This is a genomic window from Streptomyces sp. NPDC094032 (assembly GCF_040303965.1).
Lineage (GTDB): Bacteria > Actinomycetota > Actinomycetes > Streptomycetales > Streptomycetaceae > Streptomyces.
The window spans coordinates 136,647-153,628 of sequence record NZ_JBEOUE010000001.1 but is presented as its reverse complement, the minus strand read 5'-3'; the positions used below and the strand labels follow the sequence as shown (position 1 = coordinate 153,628).

16 protein-coding genes are annotated in these 16,982 nt (G+C 73.5%); 7 read left to right on the top strand and 9 right to left on the bottom strand.

Annotation, left to right across the window (positions count from 1 at the left end):
* Window positions 1-57: 57 nt before the first annotated feature.
* Genes egtA through egtD form a run of 4 tightly spaced genes read left to right on the top strand, consistent with a single transcriptional unit; the run spans window position 58 to window position 4,353 of the window.
* Entirely contained in the window at window positions 58-1,326 is a 1,269-nt protein-coding gene (egtA, locus tag ABTZ54_RS00545; protein WP_351654899.1) for an ergothioneine biosynthesis glutamate--cysteine ligase EgtA, read from the top strand.
* Window positions 1,323-2,639 (top strand): ergothioneine biosynthesis protein EgtB, encoded by a 1,317-nt coding sequence (gene egtB, locus ABTZ54_RS00540; protein WP_351654896.1) that lies wholly within the window; start codon window positions 1,323-1,325, stop codon window positions 2,637-2,639. The genes egtA and egtB overlap by 4 nt, the downstream gene beginning before the upstream one ends.
* Window positions 2,639-3,391, top strand: coding sequence for an ergothioneine biosynthesis protein EgtC (gene egtC / locus ABTZ54_RS00535; protein ID WP_351654893.1), 753 nt, complete (start codon window positions 2,639-2,641; stop codon window positions 3,389-3,391). Before egtB ends, egtC begins: the two co-directional genes overlap by 1 nt.
* On the top strand, window positions 3,388-4,353 hold the full coding sequence (egtD, locus tag ABTZ54_RS00530) for an L-histidine N(alpha)-methyltransferase (protein WP_351654890.1): 966 nt from the start codon (window positions 3,388-3,390) through the stop codon (window positions 4,351-4,353). The genes egtC and egtD overlap by 4 nt, the downstream gene beginning before the upstream one ends.
* On the opposite strand, the gene ABTZ54_RS00525 is transcribed toward egtD, so the two are convergent.
* From ABTZ54_RS00525 to ABTZ54_RS00515, 3 genes are all read right to left on the bottom strand, one after another.
* Window positions 4,248-5,210 (bottom strand): lysophospholipid acyltransferase family protein, encoded by a 963-nt coding sequence (locus tag ABTZ54_RS00525; RefSeq protein ID WP_351654888.1) that lies wholly within the window; start codon window positions 5,208-5,210, stop codon window positions 4,248-4,250. The two genes, egtD and ABTZ54_RS00525, sit on opposite strands and share 106 nt — an antisense overlap.
* Entirely contained in the window at window positions 5,207-6,013 is an 807-nt protein-coding gene (locus tag ABTZ54_RS00520) for a GNAT family N-acetyltransferase (RefSeq protein ID WP_351654885.1), read from the bottom strand. The genes ABTZ54_RS00525 and ABTZ54_RS00520 overlap by 4 nt, the downstream gene beginning before the upstream one ends.
* Before the next feature lie 165 nt (window positions 6,014-6,178).
* Window positions 6,179-7,426 (bottom strand): extracellular solute-binding protein, encoded by a 1,248-nt coding sequence (locus ABTZ54_RS00515; RefSeq protein ID WP_351654882.1) that lies wholly within the window; start codon window positions 7,424-7,426, stop codon window positions 6,179-6,181.
* A gap of 262 nt (window positions 7,427-7,688) precedes the next feature.
* Between ABTZ54_RS00515 and ABTZ54_RS00510 the strand changes: the two genes are divergently transcribed.
* Complete coding sequence (locus ABTZ54_RS00510; RefSeq protein ID WP_351654879.1) at window positions 7,689-7,904, top strand: dodecin; 216 nt, start codon at window positions 7,689-7,691, stop codon at window positions 7,902-7,904.
* A gap of 40 nt (window positions 7,905-7,944) precedes the next feature.
* Here the strand turns inward: ABTZ54_RS00510 and ABTZ54_RS00505 are convergent, their stop codons facing one another.
* Window positions 7,945-8,433 carry a phosphatase domain-containing protein gene (locus ABTZ54_RS00505; RefSeq protein WP_351654876.1) on the bottom strand — a complete coding sequence of 163 codons (489 nt, stop codon included), beginning with the start codon at window positions 8,431-8,433 and terminating at the stop codon, window positions 7,945-7,947.
* A 73-nt stretch (window positions 8,434-8,506) separates the two neighbouring features.
* On the opposite strand from ABTZ54_RS00505, the gene ABTZ54_RS00500 reads away from it, so the two are divergent.
* Together ABTZ54_RS00500 and ABTZ54_RS00495 are read left to right on the top strand one after the other, a co-directional pair.
* A complete protein-coding gene (locus ABTZ54_RS00500) occupies window positions 8,507-9,583 on the top strand; it encodes an LLM class flavin-dependent oxidoreductase (RefSeq protein WP_351654872.1) in 1,077 nt (358 codons plus the stop codon).
* Window positions 9,567-11,993: an ATP-binding cassette domain-containing protein gene (locus ABTZ54_RS00495; RefSeq protein WP_351654869.1), complete on the top strand. Its 2,427-nt coding sequence runs from the start codon at window positions 9,567-9,569 to the stop codon at window positions 11,991-11,993. Before ABTZ54_RS00500 ends, ABTZ54_RS00495 begins: the two co-directional genes overlap by 17 nt.
* Before the next feature lie 6 nt (window positions 11,994-11,999).
* Here ABTZ54_RS00495 and melC2 read toward each other — a convergent pair whose 3' ends face one another.
* The 5 genes from melC2 to ABTZ54_RS00470 all read right to left on the bottom strand — a co-directional run bounded on the left by melC2 (window position 12,000) and on the right by ABTZ54_RS00470 (window position 16,949).
* On the bottom strand, window positions 12,000-12,827 hold the full coding sequence (melC2, locus tag ABTZ54_RS00490; protein WP_351654866.1) for a tyrosinase MelC2: 828 nt from the start codon (window positions 12,825-12,827) through the stop codon (window positions 12,000-12,002).
* 41 nt (window positions 12,828-12,868) lie between these two features.
* Window positions 12,869-13,261 carry an apotyrosinase chaperone MelC1 gene (gene melC1, locus ABTZ54_RS00485; RefSeq protein WP_351654863.1) on the bottom strand — a complete coding sequence of 131 codons (393 nt, stop codon included), beginning with the start codon at window positions 13,259-13,261 and terminating at the stop codon, window positions 12,869-12,871.
* Between the two features lie 287 nt (window positions 13,262-13,548).
* Window positions 13,549-14,295, bottom strand: coding sequence for a succinate dehydrogenase/fumarate reductase iron-sulfur subunit (locus tag ABTZ54_RS00480; RefSeq protein WP_351654860.1), 747 nt, complete (start codon window positions 14,293-14,295; stop codon window positions 13,549-13,551).
* Window positions 14,292-16,235 carry a fumarate reductase/succinate dehydrogenase flavoprotein subunit gene (locus ABTZ54_RS00475; RefSeq protein ID WP_351654858.1) on the bottom strand — a complete coding sequence of 648 codons (1,944 nt, stop codon included), beginning with the start codon at window positions 16,233-16,235 and terminating at the stop codon, window positions 14,292-14,294. Before ABTZ54_RS00475 ends, ABTZ54_RS00480 begins: the two co-directional genes overlap by 4 nt.
* Window positions 16,236-16,949: a succinate dehydrogenase gene (locus tag ABTZ54_RS00470; protein WP_351654855.1), complete on the bottom strand. Its 714-nt coding sequence runs from the start codon at window positions 16,947-16,949 to the stop codon at window positions 16,236-16,238.
* Between the last annotated feature and the right edge of the window lie 33 nt (window positions 16,950-16,982).

Sequence of the window (16,982 nt, the reverse complement as noted above, 5' to 3'; positions counted from 1 at the left end):
GCACGCCCGCCCCGGGTGGCTTTAGGTGGAATCAGCGCTTTCCCAGGAGGTGCAACGATGCCCACGTCGCCGACGAGCGGCATACCCCAGGGCGGTTCCTCGCTCAACGAGGCCGAGGCCGAGGACCTGCTGCGATGTATCTGCTTCAAGACCGGACCGCCCCGCACGGTCGGGGCCGAGCTGGAGTGGCTCGTCCACGAGCTGCGTGACCCCCGCACTCCCGTCCCGCCGCCCCGGCTGGCGGCGGCCATCGACACCGTACGGGCCCTGCCGCTGGTGTCGGCCCTCACCTTCGAACCCGGCGGGCAGCTGGAGCTCAGCTCGCCGCCCGCCGCCTCCCTCATGGAGTGCCTGGACGCGCTCGCCACCGACCTGCGGGCGGTGCGCGGGGCACTCGCCCCCCTCGGACTCGGGCTCAACGGCTACGGGGTCGACCCCTGGCACGCGCCCCGCGCGCGGGTGCTGCACGAGCCGCGCTACGACGCGATGGAGCTCGCCCTCGGCAGGACCGGTCCTTCGGGCCGGGCCATGATGTGCGAGTCCGCCTCGGTGCAGGTCTGCCTCGACGCCGGGGTGGAGGGACCGGGGCCGCTCGGCTACCGGCGGCGCTGGGAGCTCGCCCATCTGCTGGGCCCGGTGCTGGTGGCGGCCTTCGCCAACTCCCCTCTGCACGGCGGCCGCAGGACCGGCTGGCGGTCCACCCGGCAGCGGCTGTGGGCCGATCTCGACCCGGCGCGGGCCCTGGCCCCGCCGGCCGACGGCGACCCGCGCGGCGAGTGGGCGGCGCACGTCCTGGACACCCCGGTGCTGTGCGTACGGATGCCGGAGGGACCGTGGGCGGTCCCGGAGCGGCTCACGTTCCGGGAGTGGCTGCGCACCGGCGAGCCGCGTCCGCCCGGTGTGGACGATCTGCGCTACCACGTCACGACCCTCTTCCCGCCGGTACGGCCGCGTGGGCATCTGGAGCTGCGGATGATCGACGCCCAGCCGGGCCCGGACGGGTGGATGGTGCCGATCGCCCTGACCACCGCCCTGTTCGAGGACCCGAAGGCGGCCGAGGCGGCCCACCGGGCGACGCTGCCGCTGGCGGCGCGCGGGGCGGCGGGACCCGCGCCGCGCAATCCGCTCTGGCTCGCGGCGGCCCGCGACGGCCTCGCGGACCCGGCGCTGCACGCCGCCGCGCTGGCCGCGTTCGACGCGGCCCTTGAGGCGCTGCCCCGGATCGGGGCGTCCGCCGACGTGGTGGGCGCGGTCGGCGCGTTCCGCGAGCGGTACGTGGTGCCGGGCGGCTGTCCGGCCGACGAGCTCCAGGAGGTGGTGTCATGACCGGGCGGGACACGGAGGCGCTGCGGCTGCGGGCCGTCACGGCACTGACCACGGCGCGGGAGCGGACCGCGCTGCTCACCTCCTGCGTGGAGGACTCCGAACTGACCGCCCAGCACTCGCCGTTGATGTCCCCGCTGGTGTGGGACCTGGCGCACATCGGCAACCAGGAGGAGCAGTGGTTGTGGCGGGCCGTCGCCGGCGGGGAGGCGCTGCGGCCCGAGATCGACTCGCTGTACGACGCCTTCGAGCACCCGCGCGCCACCCGGCCCTCGCTGCCGCTGCTCGCCCCGGCCGAGGCCCGCGCGTACGCGGCGGACGTCCGGGGCCGGGTCCTGGACGTCCTGGGCGACACCCGCCTGGAGGGCCGCCCGCTGGTCGACGCGGGCTTCGCCTTCGGGATGATCGCGCAGCACGAACAGCAGCACGACGAGACCATGCTGATCACCCATCAGCTGCGGAAGGGCCCGCCCGCGCTCTCCGCCCCTCCCCCGCCGAGGACGCACTCCTCGGGCCCGGTGGTGCGGGAGGTCCTGGTGCCGGGCGGCCCGTTCACGATGGGTACGTCCGACGAGCCGTGGGCGCTCGACAACGAACGCCCCGCGCATACGAGGATCGTGCCCGCCTTCTTCCTCGACACCGTCCCGGTCACCAACGGCGCCTACCAGGCGTTCATGGCCGACGGCGGCTACCACGAGGAGCGCTGGTGGCGGCCCGAGGGCTGGGCGCAGATCCGCGAACACGCCATCGAGGCACCGCTGTTCTGGCACCAGGACGGCGGGCGGTGGCTGCGCCGCAGGTTCGGGGTGACCGAGCCGGTGCCGGAGGACGAGCCGGTGCTGCACGTCAGCTGGTACGAGGCGGACGCCTTCGCCCGCTGGGCCGGACGGCGGCTGCCCACCGAGGCCGAGTGGGAGAAGGCCGCCCGCCACGACCCGGCGGCCGGCCGTTCGCGCCGCTACCCGTGGGGGGACGCCGACCCCGGACCCGTACACGCCAATCTGGGGCAGCGGCACCTCGGCCCGGCGCCCGCCGGGAGCTATCCCGAAGGGGCGTCGCCGCTCGGGGTGCGCCAGCTGATCGGTGACGTGTGGGAGTGGACGTCGAGCGACTTCCTGCCGTACCCGGGCTTCCGGGCCTTCCCGTACAAGGAGTACTCGGAGGTGTTCTTCGGGCCCGCGCACAAGGTGCTGCGGGGCGGGTCCTTCGCCGTCGACGCGGTGGCCTGCCGGGGCACCTTCCGCAACTGGGACCTCCCGGTGCGGCGGCAGATCTTCTCCGGCTTCCGTACCGCCCGCGACGCGGAGCCCGTCTGATGTGCCGGCACCTCGCCTACCTCGGCGAGCCGGTGGCGCTCGGGGAGCTGCTGCTGCGGCCGCCGCACTCCCTGGAGCGCCAGGCCTGGGCACCCCGGTCGCAGACCAGCGGGGTGGTGAACGCCGACGGCTTCGGGGTCGGCTGGTGGGCCCCGGACGACCTGGTGCCCGCCCGCTACCGGCGGGCGGTGCCTCTCTGGGGCGACCGCTCCTTCGCGGACCTCGCCCGGGTGGTCCGTACCGGCGCCCTGCTCGCCGCCGTCCGGGGCGCGACGCTGCCGACGGCGGACGGGGAGGCCGCGGCGGCGCCGTTCGCGGCGGACCGGTGGCTGTTCAGCCACAACGGGGCCGTCCCGGGCTGGCCGGGGTCGCTGGCCGCCCTGGCCGCGACGCTCCCCGCCGCCGAGCTGCTCGCCCTGGAGGCCGGGACCGACTCGGCCCTGGTGTGGGCGCTCGTGCTGCACCGGCTGCGGGCGGGGGACGCGCCCGAGCGCGCGCTCGCCGACACCGTACGGGAGGTGGCGGAGGCGGCCCCGGAGGCCCGGCTCAACCTGCTGCTCACCGACGGATCGACGATCACGGCCACGGCCTGGGGGAACTCGCTCAGCTGTCTCACCGGCCCCGACCGCGTGGTCGTGGCCTCCGAACCGTACGACGACGACCCGCGCTGGCGCCCGGTACCGGACCGCACGGTCCTCACCGCGTCCCGCTCCGGCGTCTCCCTCACCCCGCTCAAGGAGCCCTCCCCGTGAGCCCGTTCCAGCTGACCCGCACCCTGCCCGAGGACGCCACGGGCGCCGCGCTGCGCGCCGACGTCCTGCACGGCCTCACCCGCACGCCCAAGGAGCTGCCGCCGAAGTGGTTCTACGACGCCCGGGGCAGCGAGCTGTTCGAGGAGATCACCCGGCTCCCCGAGTACTACCCGACGCGCGCCGAGCGGGAGATCCTCGTCGCCCGCTCGCGGGACATCGCGGCGGCGACCGGGGCGCGGACCCTGGTGGAGCTCGGTTCCGGCTCCTCCGAGAAGACCCGTCATCTGATCGACGCGCTGCTGCCGGGGCTCGACGCCTATGTGCCGGTGGACGTGAGCGAGTCGGCGCTGCGGGGAGCGGGCGAGGCGCTGCTCGCCGAGCACCCGGGGCTGCGCGTGCACGCCCTGGTGGCCGACTTCACCCACGGCCTCGACCTGCCCGATACGCCGGGGCCGCGCCTGGTGGCGTTCCTCGGCGGCACGATCGGCAACCTCCTGCCCGAGGAGCGGCGGGAGTTCCTGCGCGCGGTACGGGGCATGCTGGCGCCCGGCGACGCGCTGCTGCTCGGCACGGACCTGGTGAAGGACGAGGCGACCCTGGTGGCCGCGTACGACGACGCGGCCGGGGTGACGGCCGCGTTCAACAAGAACGTGCTCGCGGTCGTCGACCGGGAACTGGGCGCGGACGCCCATCCGGAGGACTTCGAGCACGTGGCGCTGTGGGACCGCGAGCGCGAGTGGATCGAGATGCGGCTGCGGGCACGGCACGCGCTCGCGGTGAAGATCCCCGAGCTGGATCTGGTGGTGTCGTTCGAGGCGGGCGAGGAGCTGCGGACGGAGGTGTCGGCGAAGTTCCGTCAGGAGGGGGTGCGCAAGGAGCTGGCGGGGGCCGGGCTCACGCTGGCGCACTGGTGGACGGACGAGGCGGGCCGATTCGCGCTCTCGCTCGCGACCGTGGGCTGACGGGGGACGGTGTACGCGGAGACGGTGTACGGGGGGACGGTGTACGGGGCCCGCCGGGGGTGGACGGCGGCCTCGGCGGCGCGGGCGAGGGCGCGGCGGTCCGGATGCCGGGCGCCGGGTATCGGCTCCGCGAGCCGGATGTCGGCGACAAGCCGCCGGGCCCTCGCGATCCGCCACAGCGACGCCCCCAGGGGGTCGTCCCCGACGAACGCCGCAGGTCCCGTGGGCCGGTAGTCGATCCGTACGGGCTGGACGGCGGAGCCGGTGTCCACGGCGGCCTGGAACGCGGCCGGGCGGAAGGCGCCCCCGGCGCGCCCGCACCAGGTCGAGCCCTCGGGGAAGACCACCACCCGGCCGCCGCCCGCCAGGACGCAGCTCAGGGCGCCCACGGTGCCGGGCAGGCTCCTGAGCCGGTCGCGGTCGATGAACAGGGTGCCGCCGGAGGCCGCGAGCCTGCCGAGCAGGGGCCAGCCGCGCACCTCGCGCTTGGCGAGCATCCGGCCGGGCAGGACGGCGGCGATCAGCGGGACGTCCAGCCAGGAGACATGGTTCGCCACCACCAGGAGCGGCCCGCCGGGAGGCGTCACCGGGCCGTGCACCCGGATCCGTACCCCGAAGGCGCGGATCACCGCCCGGCACCAGCGGCGGACGAGGAGCCGCCGCCAGGGGGCCGGGAGGGCGGCCGTGAGCGGGGCGAGCAGCAGCCCGAGGAGCACGGCCGTGAGTCCGGCGGCAAGCCGGAGCACCCCCCGGGCCGCCGCGACGCGCGGGGCGTCGGGCCCGGGGTGGGCGGCGCACCGGCCCGGGGTGCAGGGCGCCGTGGGGAGCCACGGCGAGGGGGCCGTGGGGGTGCTCACCGGGCCGGGGCGAGCGAGAGGAAGTGGCGGAGGTAGCGGGGGTTGGTGCGGCGCAGCGACAGCAGGACGTAGAGGTCGGCGACGCCGAAGTCGGGGTCGTGGGCGGGGGCGCCGCACACCCAGGCGCCGAGCCGGAGGTAGCCGCGCAGCAGCGGGGGCAGCTCGGTGCGGCCCTGGGCGGGGGCGGCGCCCTCGGGGGTCCAGAGCCGGTGCGGGGTGACCCAGTACTCCTCGGGCGCGAGGTGCTTGGCCTTGACGGTGTCCCAGGTGGCGGCGGCGAGGGTGCCGCCGTCGGCGAGCGGGACCGAGCAGCAGCCGGCGAGCCACTCGTGCCCGGTGCGGGTCATGTAGCGGGCGAGCCCGGCCCAGATGAGGGCGATCACGGCGCCGTTGCGGTGGGCGGGGTGGACGCAGGAGCGGCCGACCTCGACCAGGTCGTGGCGGATGGGGGCGAGCCGGGTGAGGTCGAACTCGCTCTCCGAGTAGAGCCGGCCCGCGACGGCGGCGCGCTCGGGCGGCAGCACCCGGTAGGTGCCGACGACCTCGCCGGTCTCCTCGACCCGTACGAGGAGGTGGTCGCAGTAGGCGTCGAAGGCGTCGCTGTCGAGGCCGGGTTCCGGCCCGTCGAGGACGGCGCCCATCTCGCCCGCGAAGACCTGGTGGCGCAGCCGCTGGGCGGCGCGGACCTCCTCCTGGTCGCGGGCGAGGCCGACGACGTATCGGGGCTGGGGCGCGGCCCCGGGCTGGGCCGGTACGGTCACGACGGGTGCGGCGACGGTCTTGGCGACGGGTACTGCGGCCATGTCGGGCTCCTCCGGCGGTACGGAAGGGACGGTGGGAGCCGGACCGTTCGGGCGGTGGTCCGGCTCCTTGTTTCTTCCGTGACCGGCTGGATTCGACGTGACCGTGCGGGGGCCGGTTGGTGTGGAGGCGCTGAATGCTGTCCGGCGGGCGGGACCCTGCCGCGTCTACTCCGCGAGGCCGCTCGTGATCTGCTCGGACGCCTCCTTGGCGGCCTGCTTCGGGTCGCCGCCCTGGAGGACGGCGGTCATGTACGGCTTGATGGGGTTGCTGCCCTCGATGTCGGCCCACTGCGGGGAGTTCGGGGTGGCGCGGCCGCGGGCGGCGCCGACGGCCATGGTGGCGGTGGCCTCCTGGTCCTCGACGGCGGAGGCGAGCGAGGCCTTGTTGGGGACGTAGTTCATGGCGCGGGCCAGGTCTGTCTGCCACTTCTCGCCGGCCAGGGCCTTGACGACGTCGAGCGCGGCGGCGCGCTCGGGGGCGTTCTCCGGGATGATCAGGTCGGAGCCGCCGGTGAAGACGGCGCAGGGCTGGCCGGCCTTCTTGCCGGGGATGGGGAAGAAGCCCAGCTTGTCCTTGAGGCCGGGGTTGGCCTTGGTGATGACGGGGATGGCGCTGGGGGTCGCGATGATCTGGGCGACCTTGCCCTTGGCGAAGACCTCGGCCTGCGGCGGGTTCTGCTCGTCGGCGTCCTTGGGGCCCTGGCCGTGCGACTGGAGCTGCTTGTAGAACTCCATGCCCCGCAGGGCGGCGTCGCTGTCCAGGGCGCCGGTCCACGCGCCGCCCTTGTCGACGGCGAGTTCGCCGCCCTCGTCCCAGATGAAGCCGGACAGGGTGTACCAGTCCTGGCCCGCGAGGTAGATGCCCTGGGTGTCGTCCTTGTTGAGCTTCTCGGTGTCGTCGAGCCACTGGTCGCGGGTGGCGGGCGGCTTGGTGATGCCGCCCTGCGCGAAGAGGTCCTTGTTGTAGATGACGATGCGGTTGGCCGCGTACCAGGGGATGCCGTACTGGGCGCCGCCGATGGAGCCGGGGACGGCGAGACCGGGGAGCCAGTCCTGGCTGCCGAGGTCGCGGACCGACTCCAGGGTGAGGTCGTACAGCTTCTCGGTGTCGGCGTACTGGGCGACCTGGGTGTTGCCGACCTCGATGACGTCGGGTCCGCCGTCGCCCTCGATGGCCTCGGTGACCTTCTTGCCGATGCCGGTCCACTCCTGGATGGTGAACTTCAGCTCGATGTCGTCGTGCTCGGCCTCGAAGTCCTTCGTGAAGCGCTGGAGGAAGTCGTCGCTGACGCTGTCCCGCATCAGCCAGACGTTGACCGTGCGGGTGCCACCGCCGCCCGGAAGGAGACCGCACCCCGACAGGACGAGGGCGGAGACGACTATCAGCGGACAGGCGAGACGGCGGTTCTTCACGTGGGTCACCTTCTGCGTTCCAGGGCACGGGCTGCGGCATGGACTGCGGCGGCATGGGGGGCTGACCCGACGTGTGGGGGGACCTAACGGGAGGTTCGCGCGGGTATGTGGCCTGGATTCTGGTCTGGACCAAAGCGGATGGTCAAGTCCTTGACCAACTCGGCCGCCCGGCGCGGCGTCGGCCGGGCGGCGGCGGACGTGTCGCGGACCCCGGCGAGGTGGGGCACGGTGGAGGGAACGCACCGAGAGGAGTCCGGCTCCCATGTCGAACCACACCTACCGCGTCACCGAGATCGTCGGCACGTCCACCGAGGGCGTCGACGAGGCCATCCGCAACGGCATCGAGCGCGCCGCACAGACCCTGAGGGGCCTCGACTGGTTCGAGGTCACCCAGGTCCGGGGGCATCTCGTCGACGGGGCGATCGAGCACTACCAGGTCGGACTCAAGGTCGGCTTCCGGCTGGAGGACGAGGGCTGAGGTCGGGGCACGTCAGGTCCGCCGGGTCAGGTCCGCCGGGTCAGGTCCGCCCCTCCCGTTCCTGCGCCTCCGACAGTGCCTGCGACGGTGTCGCCCATCGCGCACGGACCACGGTGAAGCCGGCCTGCTCGGCCGCGTCGCAGACCAGCTCGTCGTCGTCGACGAGCATGCGGATCTCGCGGTCCTCCCCGATCCGGCGCAGCACGTCCAGCTTGGTCTGCCGGGCCGGGCGGAAGTCCCGGTCCCGGCGCATGTGGACCGGGCCCTCGGGGAGGCCGTGGGCGGCGAGCCAGGCGTGAGTGTCGCGGCGGCAGCGCTCGGGCCGGCCGGTCAGGTAGACGACGTCGCACTCCTCGGCGGCCTCCACGCACAGCGCGACGCCCTCGGCGAGCGGCGGGTCCTGGGGCGCCGCGGCGAAGAACGAGGCCCAGTCGCGCGGCCTGCCCTCCAGGAAGTGCTGGCGGTGCGCGGTGGAGCTCAGGGTGTTGTCCAGGTCGAAGACGGCCACGGGCCTGCGGTGTCGGGTCACTCCCCCAGCCTAGGCACCCGCTCTGCGGCCGGGCGCGCGGGAATCCCCGCCGCCCCGGCGCGTTGAACCCTGTGTGAGCACCCTGACAACAACGGCACTCGAAGGCATCCGGTTCTCCGTCCTGGACCGTTCCCGCACCCGGGAGGGCGAGGACGGCGGACAGGCGCTGCGCGACACCGTGCGGCTCGCCCGGGAGGCGGAGGCGCTGGGGTACCACCGGTTCTGGGTGTCCGAGCACCACAGCGTGCCGGGGGTGGCCGGTTCGGCGCCCGCAGTGCTGGCCGCGGCGGTGGCGGGGGCGACCTCACGGATCCGGGTGGGGACGGGCGGCGTGATGCTGCCGAACCACCAGCCGATGGTGGTGGCCGAGCAGTTCGGGGTGCTGGAGTCGCTCTTCCCGGGCCGGATCGACATGGGCCTCGGACGGTCGGTCGGCTTCACCGACGGCATCCGGCGGGCGCTCGGCCGGGACAAGGAGGACGCCGACCGGTTCGGGGAGCAACTGACGGAGCTGCTGGGCTGGTTCACCGGCGAGCAGACCGCCCATCCACAGGTGCACGCCCGTCCGACGGAGGGCCTGCGGGTGCCGCCGTTCGTGCTGGCCACCGGCGAGGGCGCGACGGTCGCGGCGGCGGCGGGGCTGCCGCTGGTCATCGGCGACCTGCGCGGGCGCGCCCGGATGCTGGAGGCGATCGACGCCTACCGGGCCGCGTTCCGGCCGTCGGTGTGGTCGGCGGAGCCGTACGTGATGGTGGCGGGCACGGTCGCGGTGGCCGCGACCGACGAGGAGGCCCGGCGGCTGCTGATGCCGGAGGCCTGGTCCCTCGCCTGGTCGCGGACCCGGGGCGTCTTCCCGCCGCTGGTGCCGCCGGAGCGGGTGGAGCGCCTGGAGGCGGCCGGGATGACGGAGAAGCAGCGCGGCTTCTACGCCTCGGGGCTCCAGGGGCACGTCCACGGTACGGAGGAGCGGGTCGCCGAGGAGCTGGCGCGGGTGGTGGCGGAGACCGGGGCCCGGGAGGTGCTGGTGACGACGAGCACGTACGACCGGGGCGCGCTGCTCGACTCGTACCGCAGGCTCGCCCGCCTGACGGGCCTGACCAGGGCAAACGGGACGGACGGCCTAGAATCGGCGGATGCACAGCCGCACTGACGCCCCGCTCGGACCGACCGCGCCACCCGGGCCCGGGACGCCCCACGACCCGTTCGTCCGCGTCCGGGGCGCCCGTGAGCACAACCTCAAGGGCGTGGACGTCGACGTCCCCCGGGACGCGCTGACGGTGTTCACGGGGGTGTCGGGCTCGGGGAAGAGCTCGCTGGCTTTCGGCACGATCTACGCGGAGGCGCAGCGCCGCTACTTCGAGTCGGTGGCGCCGTACGCCCGTCGGCTCATCCACCAGGTGGGGGCGCCGAAGGTCGGGGAGATCACCGGGCTGCCGCCCGCGGTCTCGCTGGAGCAGCGCAGGGCCTCGCCGAACGCGCGCTCCTCGGTCGGTACGGTGACGACGCTCTCCAACTCGCTGCGGATGCTGTTCTCCCGCGCCGGGACCTATCCGCCGGGGGCGCCGCGCCTCGATTCCGACGCGTTCTCCCCCAACACCGCCGCCGGGGCGTGCCCGTCCTGTCACGGGATCGGCCGGGTGCACGGGACGAGCGAGGAGCTGCTCGTCCCCGACCCGGGGCTCTCGATCCGGGAGGGCGCCATCGCCGCGTGGCCGGGGGCCTGGCAGGGCAAGAACCTGCGGGACGTCCTGGACACCCTGGGGTACGACGTGGACCGGCCCTGGCGGGAGCTGGACGCGAAGGACCGGGAGTGGATCCTGTTCACGGACGAGCAGCCCGTGGTGACGGTCCATCCGGTGCGGGAGGCGGGGCGCATCCAGCGCCCGTACCAGGGCACGTACATGAGCGCCCGGCGCTATGTGATGCACACGTTCTCGGACTCGAAGAGCGCGACCCTGCGGGCGAAGGCGGAGCGGTTCCTGACCAGCAGCCCGTGTCCGGTGTGCGGGGGCGGGCGGCTGCGGCCGGAGGCGATGGCGGTGACCTTCGCGGGCCGGACCATCGCGGAGCTCGCCGCGCTGCCGCTGACCGACCTGGCCGGGACGCTGACCCGGGCGACGGCACCGGAGGACGGCGCCACGTCCGAGACCGCCCGGGTCCTCGGCGAGGACCTGGTGGCGCGGATCGGCACGGTCACGGAGCTCGGCCTCGGCTACCTCAGCCTCGACCGGGCGACGCCGACGCTGTCCAACGGCGAGCTCCAGCGGCTGCGGCTCGCCACCCAGCTGCGTTCGGGGCTCTTCGGGGTCGTGTACGTGCTCGACGAGCCGTCGGCGGGGCTGCACCCGGCGGACACCGAGGCCCTGCTCGTGGTCCTGGACCGGCTGAAGGCGGCGGGGAACACGGTGTTCGTCGTCGAGCACCATCTGGACGTGGTGCGGCACGCGGACTGGCTGGTGGACGTGGGCCCGCGGGCCGGGGAGCACGGCGGCCGGGTGCTGCACAGCGGCCCGCCGGGCGGGCTCGCGGAGGTGGCGGAGTCGGCGACCCGCCGCTTCCTCTTCGACCGGGCGCCGACGCCCGTACGGGAGGTGCGCGCGCCCGCCGGGTGGCTGCGGACCGGGCCGGTCGACCGTCACAATCTGCGCGGTCTCGACGCCGCCTTCCCCCTGGGCGTGCTCACGGCCGTCACCGGGGTGTCCGGTTCGGGCAAGTCCACCCTGGTGGGCTTCCTGTCCGAGGAACTCCCGGACGTGGGGCGCCTGGTGACGGTCGACCAGAAGCCGATCGGCCGGACGCCCCGCTCCAACCTGGCCACCTACACGGGCCTGTTCGACGTCGTGCGCAAGCTGTTCACCGCCACCGACGAGGCGCGGGAGCGCGGTTACAAGGCGGGCAGGTTCTCCTTCAACGTGCCCGGCGGGCGGTGCGAGACCTGCCAGGGCGAGGGCTTCGTCTCCGTCGAGCTGCTCTTCCTGCCGAGCACGTACGCGCCCTGCCCGGACTGCCACGGGGCCCGCTACAACCCGGAGACGCTCCAGGTGCGGCTGCGCGGGCTGACCATCGCGGAGGTGCTGGACCTGACGGTGGAGTCGGCCGCCGGGTTCTTCGCGGACGTCCCGGCGGCGGCCCGCAGTCTGCGCACGCTGCTCGACGTGGGCCTCGGCTATCTGCGGCTCGGCCAGCCGGCGACGGAGCTGTCCGGCGGGGAGGCGCAACGGATCAAGCTGGCCTCCGAGCTCCAGCGCCCGCGCCGGGCGCACACCCTGTACGTGCTGGACGAGCCGACGACGGGACTCCATCCGGCGGACGTGGAGGTCCTGATGCGCCAGCTGCACGGGCTCGCGGAGGCCGGTCACACGGTGATCGTCGTCGAGCACGACATGGAGGTGGTCGCCACCGCGGACTGGGTCGTGGACCTGGGTCCCGGCGGTGGCGACGAGGGCGGCCGGATCGTGGCGGCGGGCCCGCCCGCGGAGGTGGCCCGGGCGGCGGGGAGCAGGACGGCTCCCTATCTCGCCCGGGCCCTGGGCCTCACCGCGACCGGCGAGGCCCGCTGAGAGCGGCTAGGCCGCCGTGTCGTAGGTGTAGTGGCGGGTGTGGTCCAGCATGTCGGCCGGGGTCACGTCGTTCCACGGGCGCATGGTGTCGTTGAGGTCGACGACGTTGGCGGTGCCGGCGGCCGGGAGGTAGGGGGAACGCGGGTGGCGGGCCTGCCAGTCGGCCCACAGCTTGTCGATGAAGGCGTGGTGCATCCAGAACACCGGGTCGTTCGGGGAGACCCCGGTGGCCATCTGGCCGCCGACCCAGACGTGGACGCGGTTGTGGAGGTTGACGCCGCGCCAGCCCTCCAGGTGGTTGCGGAAGCCGTCCGACGAGCTGTTCCAGGGGGCCATGTCGTAGGTCTCCATGGCGAGGACGGAGTCGACCTCGGCGCGGGTCGGCAGCTGGCGGCCGCCGGCGCCCAGGTCGCGGCGGAGGTAGTCGCGGCCGTCGACGCGGACGGTAATGGTCCAGCGGTTGCCGGAGCGGGCGAAGGCGCCGTCGAGGACCTGCCCGTCGCGGGCTCTGCCGGTGCCGCCGAGGAAATCGGGGGCCCAGAGCGAGGCGCTCGCGGCGCGGTCGGCGGTCCAGTCCCAGTAGGGCAGGGTGACGGTCGGGTCGACGGACTGGAGCGCCTGCTCGAACTGTATGAGGAAGCGGCGGTGCCAGGGCAGGAAGGAGGGCGAGCGGTGGCCGACGCGGTCGCCGCTGTCGGTGTCGCTCATGATGAAGGCGTTGTGGGTGGTGACGAAGGTGTCGTAGCGCCCCGAGCGCTTGAGTTCGAGGAGGGCGGCGACGAAGCGGCGCTTCTCGTCGGCGGTGAGGGCGGCCTGGTTCTTGCGTACGGTCACGGTGGTACGGCTCCTGGGTGGAACGGGCGTGCGGGATCGGGTCAGGCGAGGGTGAGGGGCACGAGCGGTGCCCCCTGGAGCTCGCGTACGGCCGCGCGGGCCACGGCCCTGGGCGTGGCGACGGGCTCGTAGTGGTTGATGACGCTGATCCAGGTGCCGTCGGCGTTCTGCATGACGTGCAGTTCCTCGCCGTCGATCGTCACGGAGTAGCCGCCCCCGTGGTGCCCCCCGTGGTGACCGCCGTCGTGCGACGGGCCGCCCTTGATGCGGCGGCCCTGGTAGACCTCGTCGAAGGCGGCCGGTGCCGGGCCGGCGGCCGGTGCGGCCGTGCGCGGTGTGGCGGCGCCTGCGGTGCCGGCCAGGGCGAGGCCGGCGACGGCACCGGCGGCGCCCGCGGCGACACCCAGGGCCTGGCGGCGGGTGATGCTGGACATGAAACCCCCAAATGGACGGGTACGACCGGGGGTTTGGTCATATGCCCCCGGCAGCACCCATCAGTACCCGGAGGTGCGGGAACGCCGGAAATCGCCCGAGGGAGGTTGGCTGCGATATGGACAACTCGCCATGATCAGTACAGCCTTGAACGGAGTTGATCTTGCTGTTCCGGCGCACAGAAGCGCCCCGGGACGAAAGTTCTGCGAAGATCACGGTGATCTTGTGAACGATCTTTCGTCCCGGGGCGCCGGACGTGGTGGGGCTCACGCTCCCAGACTGTCCGGATTCAGCCGCGCGCCTTCCGCCGCGCCCGCAGCCATTCCCTGTTCATCGCCGCGATCGACGGCAGCGGGATGCCCTTGGGGCAGGCCGTCGCGCACTCCCCGGTGAGGGTGCAGCCGCCGAAGCCCTCGGCGTCCATCTGGGCGACCATGTCGAGGACCCGGGTCTCGCGCTCGGGCGCGCCCTGGGGCAGCACGCCCAGGTGGTTGACCTTGGCGGAGGTGAAGAGCATCGCCGAGCCGTTGGGGCAGGCGGCGACGCAGGCGCCGCAGCCGATGCACTCGGCGTGCTCGAAGGCGAAGTCGGCGTCGGCCTTGGGGACGGGGGTGGCGTGGGCCTCGGGCGCGGAGCCGGTGGGGACGCTGACGTAACCGCCGGCCTGGATGATCCGGTCGAAGGCGGAGCGGTCGACGACGAGGTCCTTGACGACCGGGAAGGCGGCGGCCCGCCAGGGTTCGACGTCGATGGTGTCGCCGTCGCGGAACGCGCGCATGTGCAGCTGGCAGGTGGTGGTGCGCTCGGGGCCGTGGGCGTCGCCGTCGATGACGAGGCTGCACGCGCCGCAGATGCCCTCGCGGCAGTCGTGGTCGAAGGCGACGGGGTCCTCACCGCGCAGGATCAGGTCCTCGTTGAGGGTGTCCAGCATCTCCAGGAAGGACATGTCGGGCGAGACGCCGTCGACGTCGTAGGTGGCCATGGCGCCTTCGGCGTCGGCGTTTCGCTGGCGCCAGACGCGCAGGGTGAGCCTCATGCGTAGCTCCGCTGGGTGGGGTGGACATGTTCGAAGACGAGGTCCTCCTTGTGGAGGACCGGGGTGCCGGAAGCCGCGAACTCCCAGGCGGCGACGTACGAGAACTCCTCGTCGCGGCGGGCGGCCTCGCCGTCCGCGGTCTGGGACTCCTCGCGGAAGTGGCCGCCGCAGGACTCGGCGCGGTGGAGGGCGTCGAGGCACATCAGCTCGGCGAGTTCGAGGTAGTCGACGATCCGGTTGGCCTTCTCCAGGGACTGGTTGAACTCCTCTCCGGTGCCGGGGACCTTGATGCGGCGCCAGAACTCCTCCCTGATCTCGGGGATCCGGCGCAGCGCCTTCCGCAGGCCCTCCTCGGTGCGGGCCATGCCGCAGAACTCCCACATGAGCTCGCCGAGTTCGCGGTGGAAGGAGTCGGGGGTGCGGTCGCCGTCGACGGCGAGCAGGAGGTTCAGCCGGTCCTCGGTGTCGGCGAGCACCTCCCGTACCTCCGGGTGGGCGTCGGTGACGGGGGTGTCGTGCGGGTGGCGGGCCAGGTAGTCGTTGATGGTGGCGGGGAGCACGAAGTAGCCGTCGGCGAGGCCCTGCATGAGGGCGGAGGCGCCGAGCCGGTTGGCGCCGTGGTCGGAGAAGTTGGCCTCGCCGATGGCGAAGAGGCCCGGGACGGTGGTCTGGAGGTCGTAGTCGACCCAGAGTCCGCCCATCGTGTAGTGCACGGCGGGGTAGATCCGCATCGGCACCTCGTACGGGTCCTCCGCGGTGATCCGCGCGTACATGTCGAAGAGGTTGCCGTACTTCTCCTCGACCTTGGCGCGGCCCATCCGGCGGATGGCGTCGGCGAAGTCGAGGTAGACGCCCTGCCCGCCGGGGCCCACTCCCCTGCCCTCGTCGCAGACGTTCTTGGCGGCGCGGGAGGCGATGTCGCGGGGGACGAGGTTGCCGAAGGAGGGGTAGATCCGCTCCAGGTAGTAGTCGCGCTCGTCCTCGGGGATGTCGTTGGCGGGCCGGGTGTCGCCGTGCGCCTTGGGGACCCAGATGCGTCCGTCGTTGCGCAGCGACTCGCTCATCAGGGTCAGCTTGGACTGGTGGTCGCCGGTGCGCGGGATGCAGGTGGGGTGGATCTGGGTGAAGCAGGGGTTGGCGAAGTGGGCGCCGCGCCGGTGGGCCCGCCAGACGGCGGTGGCGTTGGAGTTCATCGCGTTGGTGGAGAGGTAGAAGACGTTGCCGTAGCCGCCGGTGGCCAGGACGACGGCGTCGGCGTAGTGGGTGGAGATCCGTCCGGTGACCAGGTCGCGGGCGACGATGCCGCGGGCCCGGCCGTCGACGACGATCAGGTCGAGCATCTCGGTGCGCGGGTGCATCTCGACGTTGCCGGCGGCGATCTGCCGGGAGAGCGCCTGGTAGGCGCCGAGCAGGAGCTGCTGGCCGGTCTGGCCCCGGGCGTAGAAGGTGCGGGAGACCTGGACGCCGCCGAAGGAGCGGGTGTCGAGCAGTCCGCCGTACTCGCGGGCGAAGGGCACGCCCTGGGCGACGCACTGGTCGATGATCTCGACGGAGATCTGGGCGAGCCGGTGCACGTTGGACTCGCGGGCGCGGAAGTCGCCGCCCTTGACGGTGTCGTAGAAGAGGCGGTGCACGGAGTCGCCGTCGTTGCGGTAGTTCTTGGCGGCGTTGATGCCGCCCTGGGCGGCGATGGAGTGGGCGCGGCGCGGGGAGTCCTGGTAGCAGAACTGGACGACCTGGTAGCCCTGTTCGGCGAGGGTGGCGCCGGCGGAGCCGCCGGCGAGGCCGGTGCCGACGACGATGACGCGGTGGCCCCGGCGGTTGGCGGGGTTGACCAGCTTCGCCTGGAAGCGGCGGGTGTCCCAGCGTTCGGCGAGGGGTCCTGTGGGGGCCTTCTCGTCGGTGAGCGGGGCGCCCAGGATGTAGTCGGGGGAGGTCATTCAGCTCACCACTCCGGTCATGACGGCGACGGGTACGGAGACGAATCCGGCGGTCAGCAGCAGCGCGAGACCGTTGGCCGTGGCCTTCAGGACGCGTTCGCGGCGGGCGTTGCCGACGCCGAGGGTCTGGGCGGCGCTCCAGAAGCCGTGCCGGACGTGGAGCCCGACGGCGAGCATGGCGACGATATAGATCACGTTGCCGTACCAGGTGGAGAAGGTGTCGACGACGTTCTCGTACGGCCTGCCCTCCTGGAAGCCGCCGGGGTGGACGGTGCCGGTGGTCAGGTCGAGGATGTGCCAGACGATGAAGAGACCGACGACGACGCCACCCCAGCGCATGGTGCGGGTCGCGTAGCTCGCCCGCCGGCGCTTGTGGACGTACGCGGTGGGGCGGGCCCTCAGGTCGCGCCTGCTGAGCTGGTACGCGGAGACGGCGTGGGCGACGACGGCGGCGACCAGCACGATCCGGGCGGCCCACAGGGCCCACTCGTGGTGCAGCACGGGGGCGCCCATGGTGCGCAGCCAGTGGGCGTAGCCGTTGAACTCCTCGGGGCCGAAGAAGACCTTCAGGTTGCCCGCGACATGGGCGACGAGGTACGCGAGCATCGTCAGGCCGCTGACGGCCATGACGGTCTTCTTGCCGAGGGTCGACGCCCAGAAGCCGCGCGTGGGCGGGGCCGCCGGGGGCCGTTCGGTCTTCGTTGCCAGAGCCATGTCAGCGACGGTAGGGGCGAACGGCCCGAGAGG

Bases quoted from the DNA above. Each gene is read 5' to 3' on its own strand.
- ABTZ54_RS00480 (WP_351654860.1), bottom strand. From the start codon at position 14,295: ATGAGGCTCACCCTGCGCGTCTGGCGCCAGCGAAACGCCGACGCCGAA.
- egtC (WP_351654893.1), top strand. From the start codon at position 2,639: ATGTGCCGGCACCTCGCCTACCTCGGCGAGCCGGTGGCGCTCGGGGAG.
- melC1 (WP_351654863.1), bottom strand. From the start codon at position 13,261: ATGTCCAGCATCACCCGCCGCCAGGCCCTGGGTGTCGCCGCGGGCGCC.
- egtA (WP_351654899.1), top strand. From the start codon at position 58: ATGCCCACGTCGCCGACGAGCGGCATACCCCAGGGCGGTTCCTCGCTC.
- ABTZ54_RS00470 (WP_351654855.1), bottom strand. From the start codon at position 16,949: ATGGCTCTGGCAACGAAGACCGAACGGCCCCCGGCGGCCCCGCCCACG.
- ABTZ54_RS00495 (WP_351654869.1), top strand. From the start codon at position 9,567: ATGCACAGCCGCACTGACGCCCCGCTCGGACCGACCGCGCCACCCGGG.
- ABTZ54_RS00510 (WP_351654879.1), top strand. From the start codon at position 7,689: ATGTCGAACCACACCTACCGCGTCACCGAGATCGTCGGCACGTCCACC.
- egtB (WP_351654896.1), top strand. From the start codon at position 1,323: ATGACCGGGCGGGACACGGAGGCGCTGCGGCTGCGGGCCGTCACGGCA.
- ABTZ54_RS00475 (WP_351654858.1), bottom strand. From the start codon at position 16,235: ATGACCTCCCCCGACTACATCCTGGGCGCCCCGCTCACCGACGAGAAG.
- ABTZ54_RS00520 (WP_351654885.1), bottom strand. From the start codon at position 6,013: ATGGCCGCAGTACCCGTCGCCAAGACCGTCGCCGCACCCGTCGTGACC.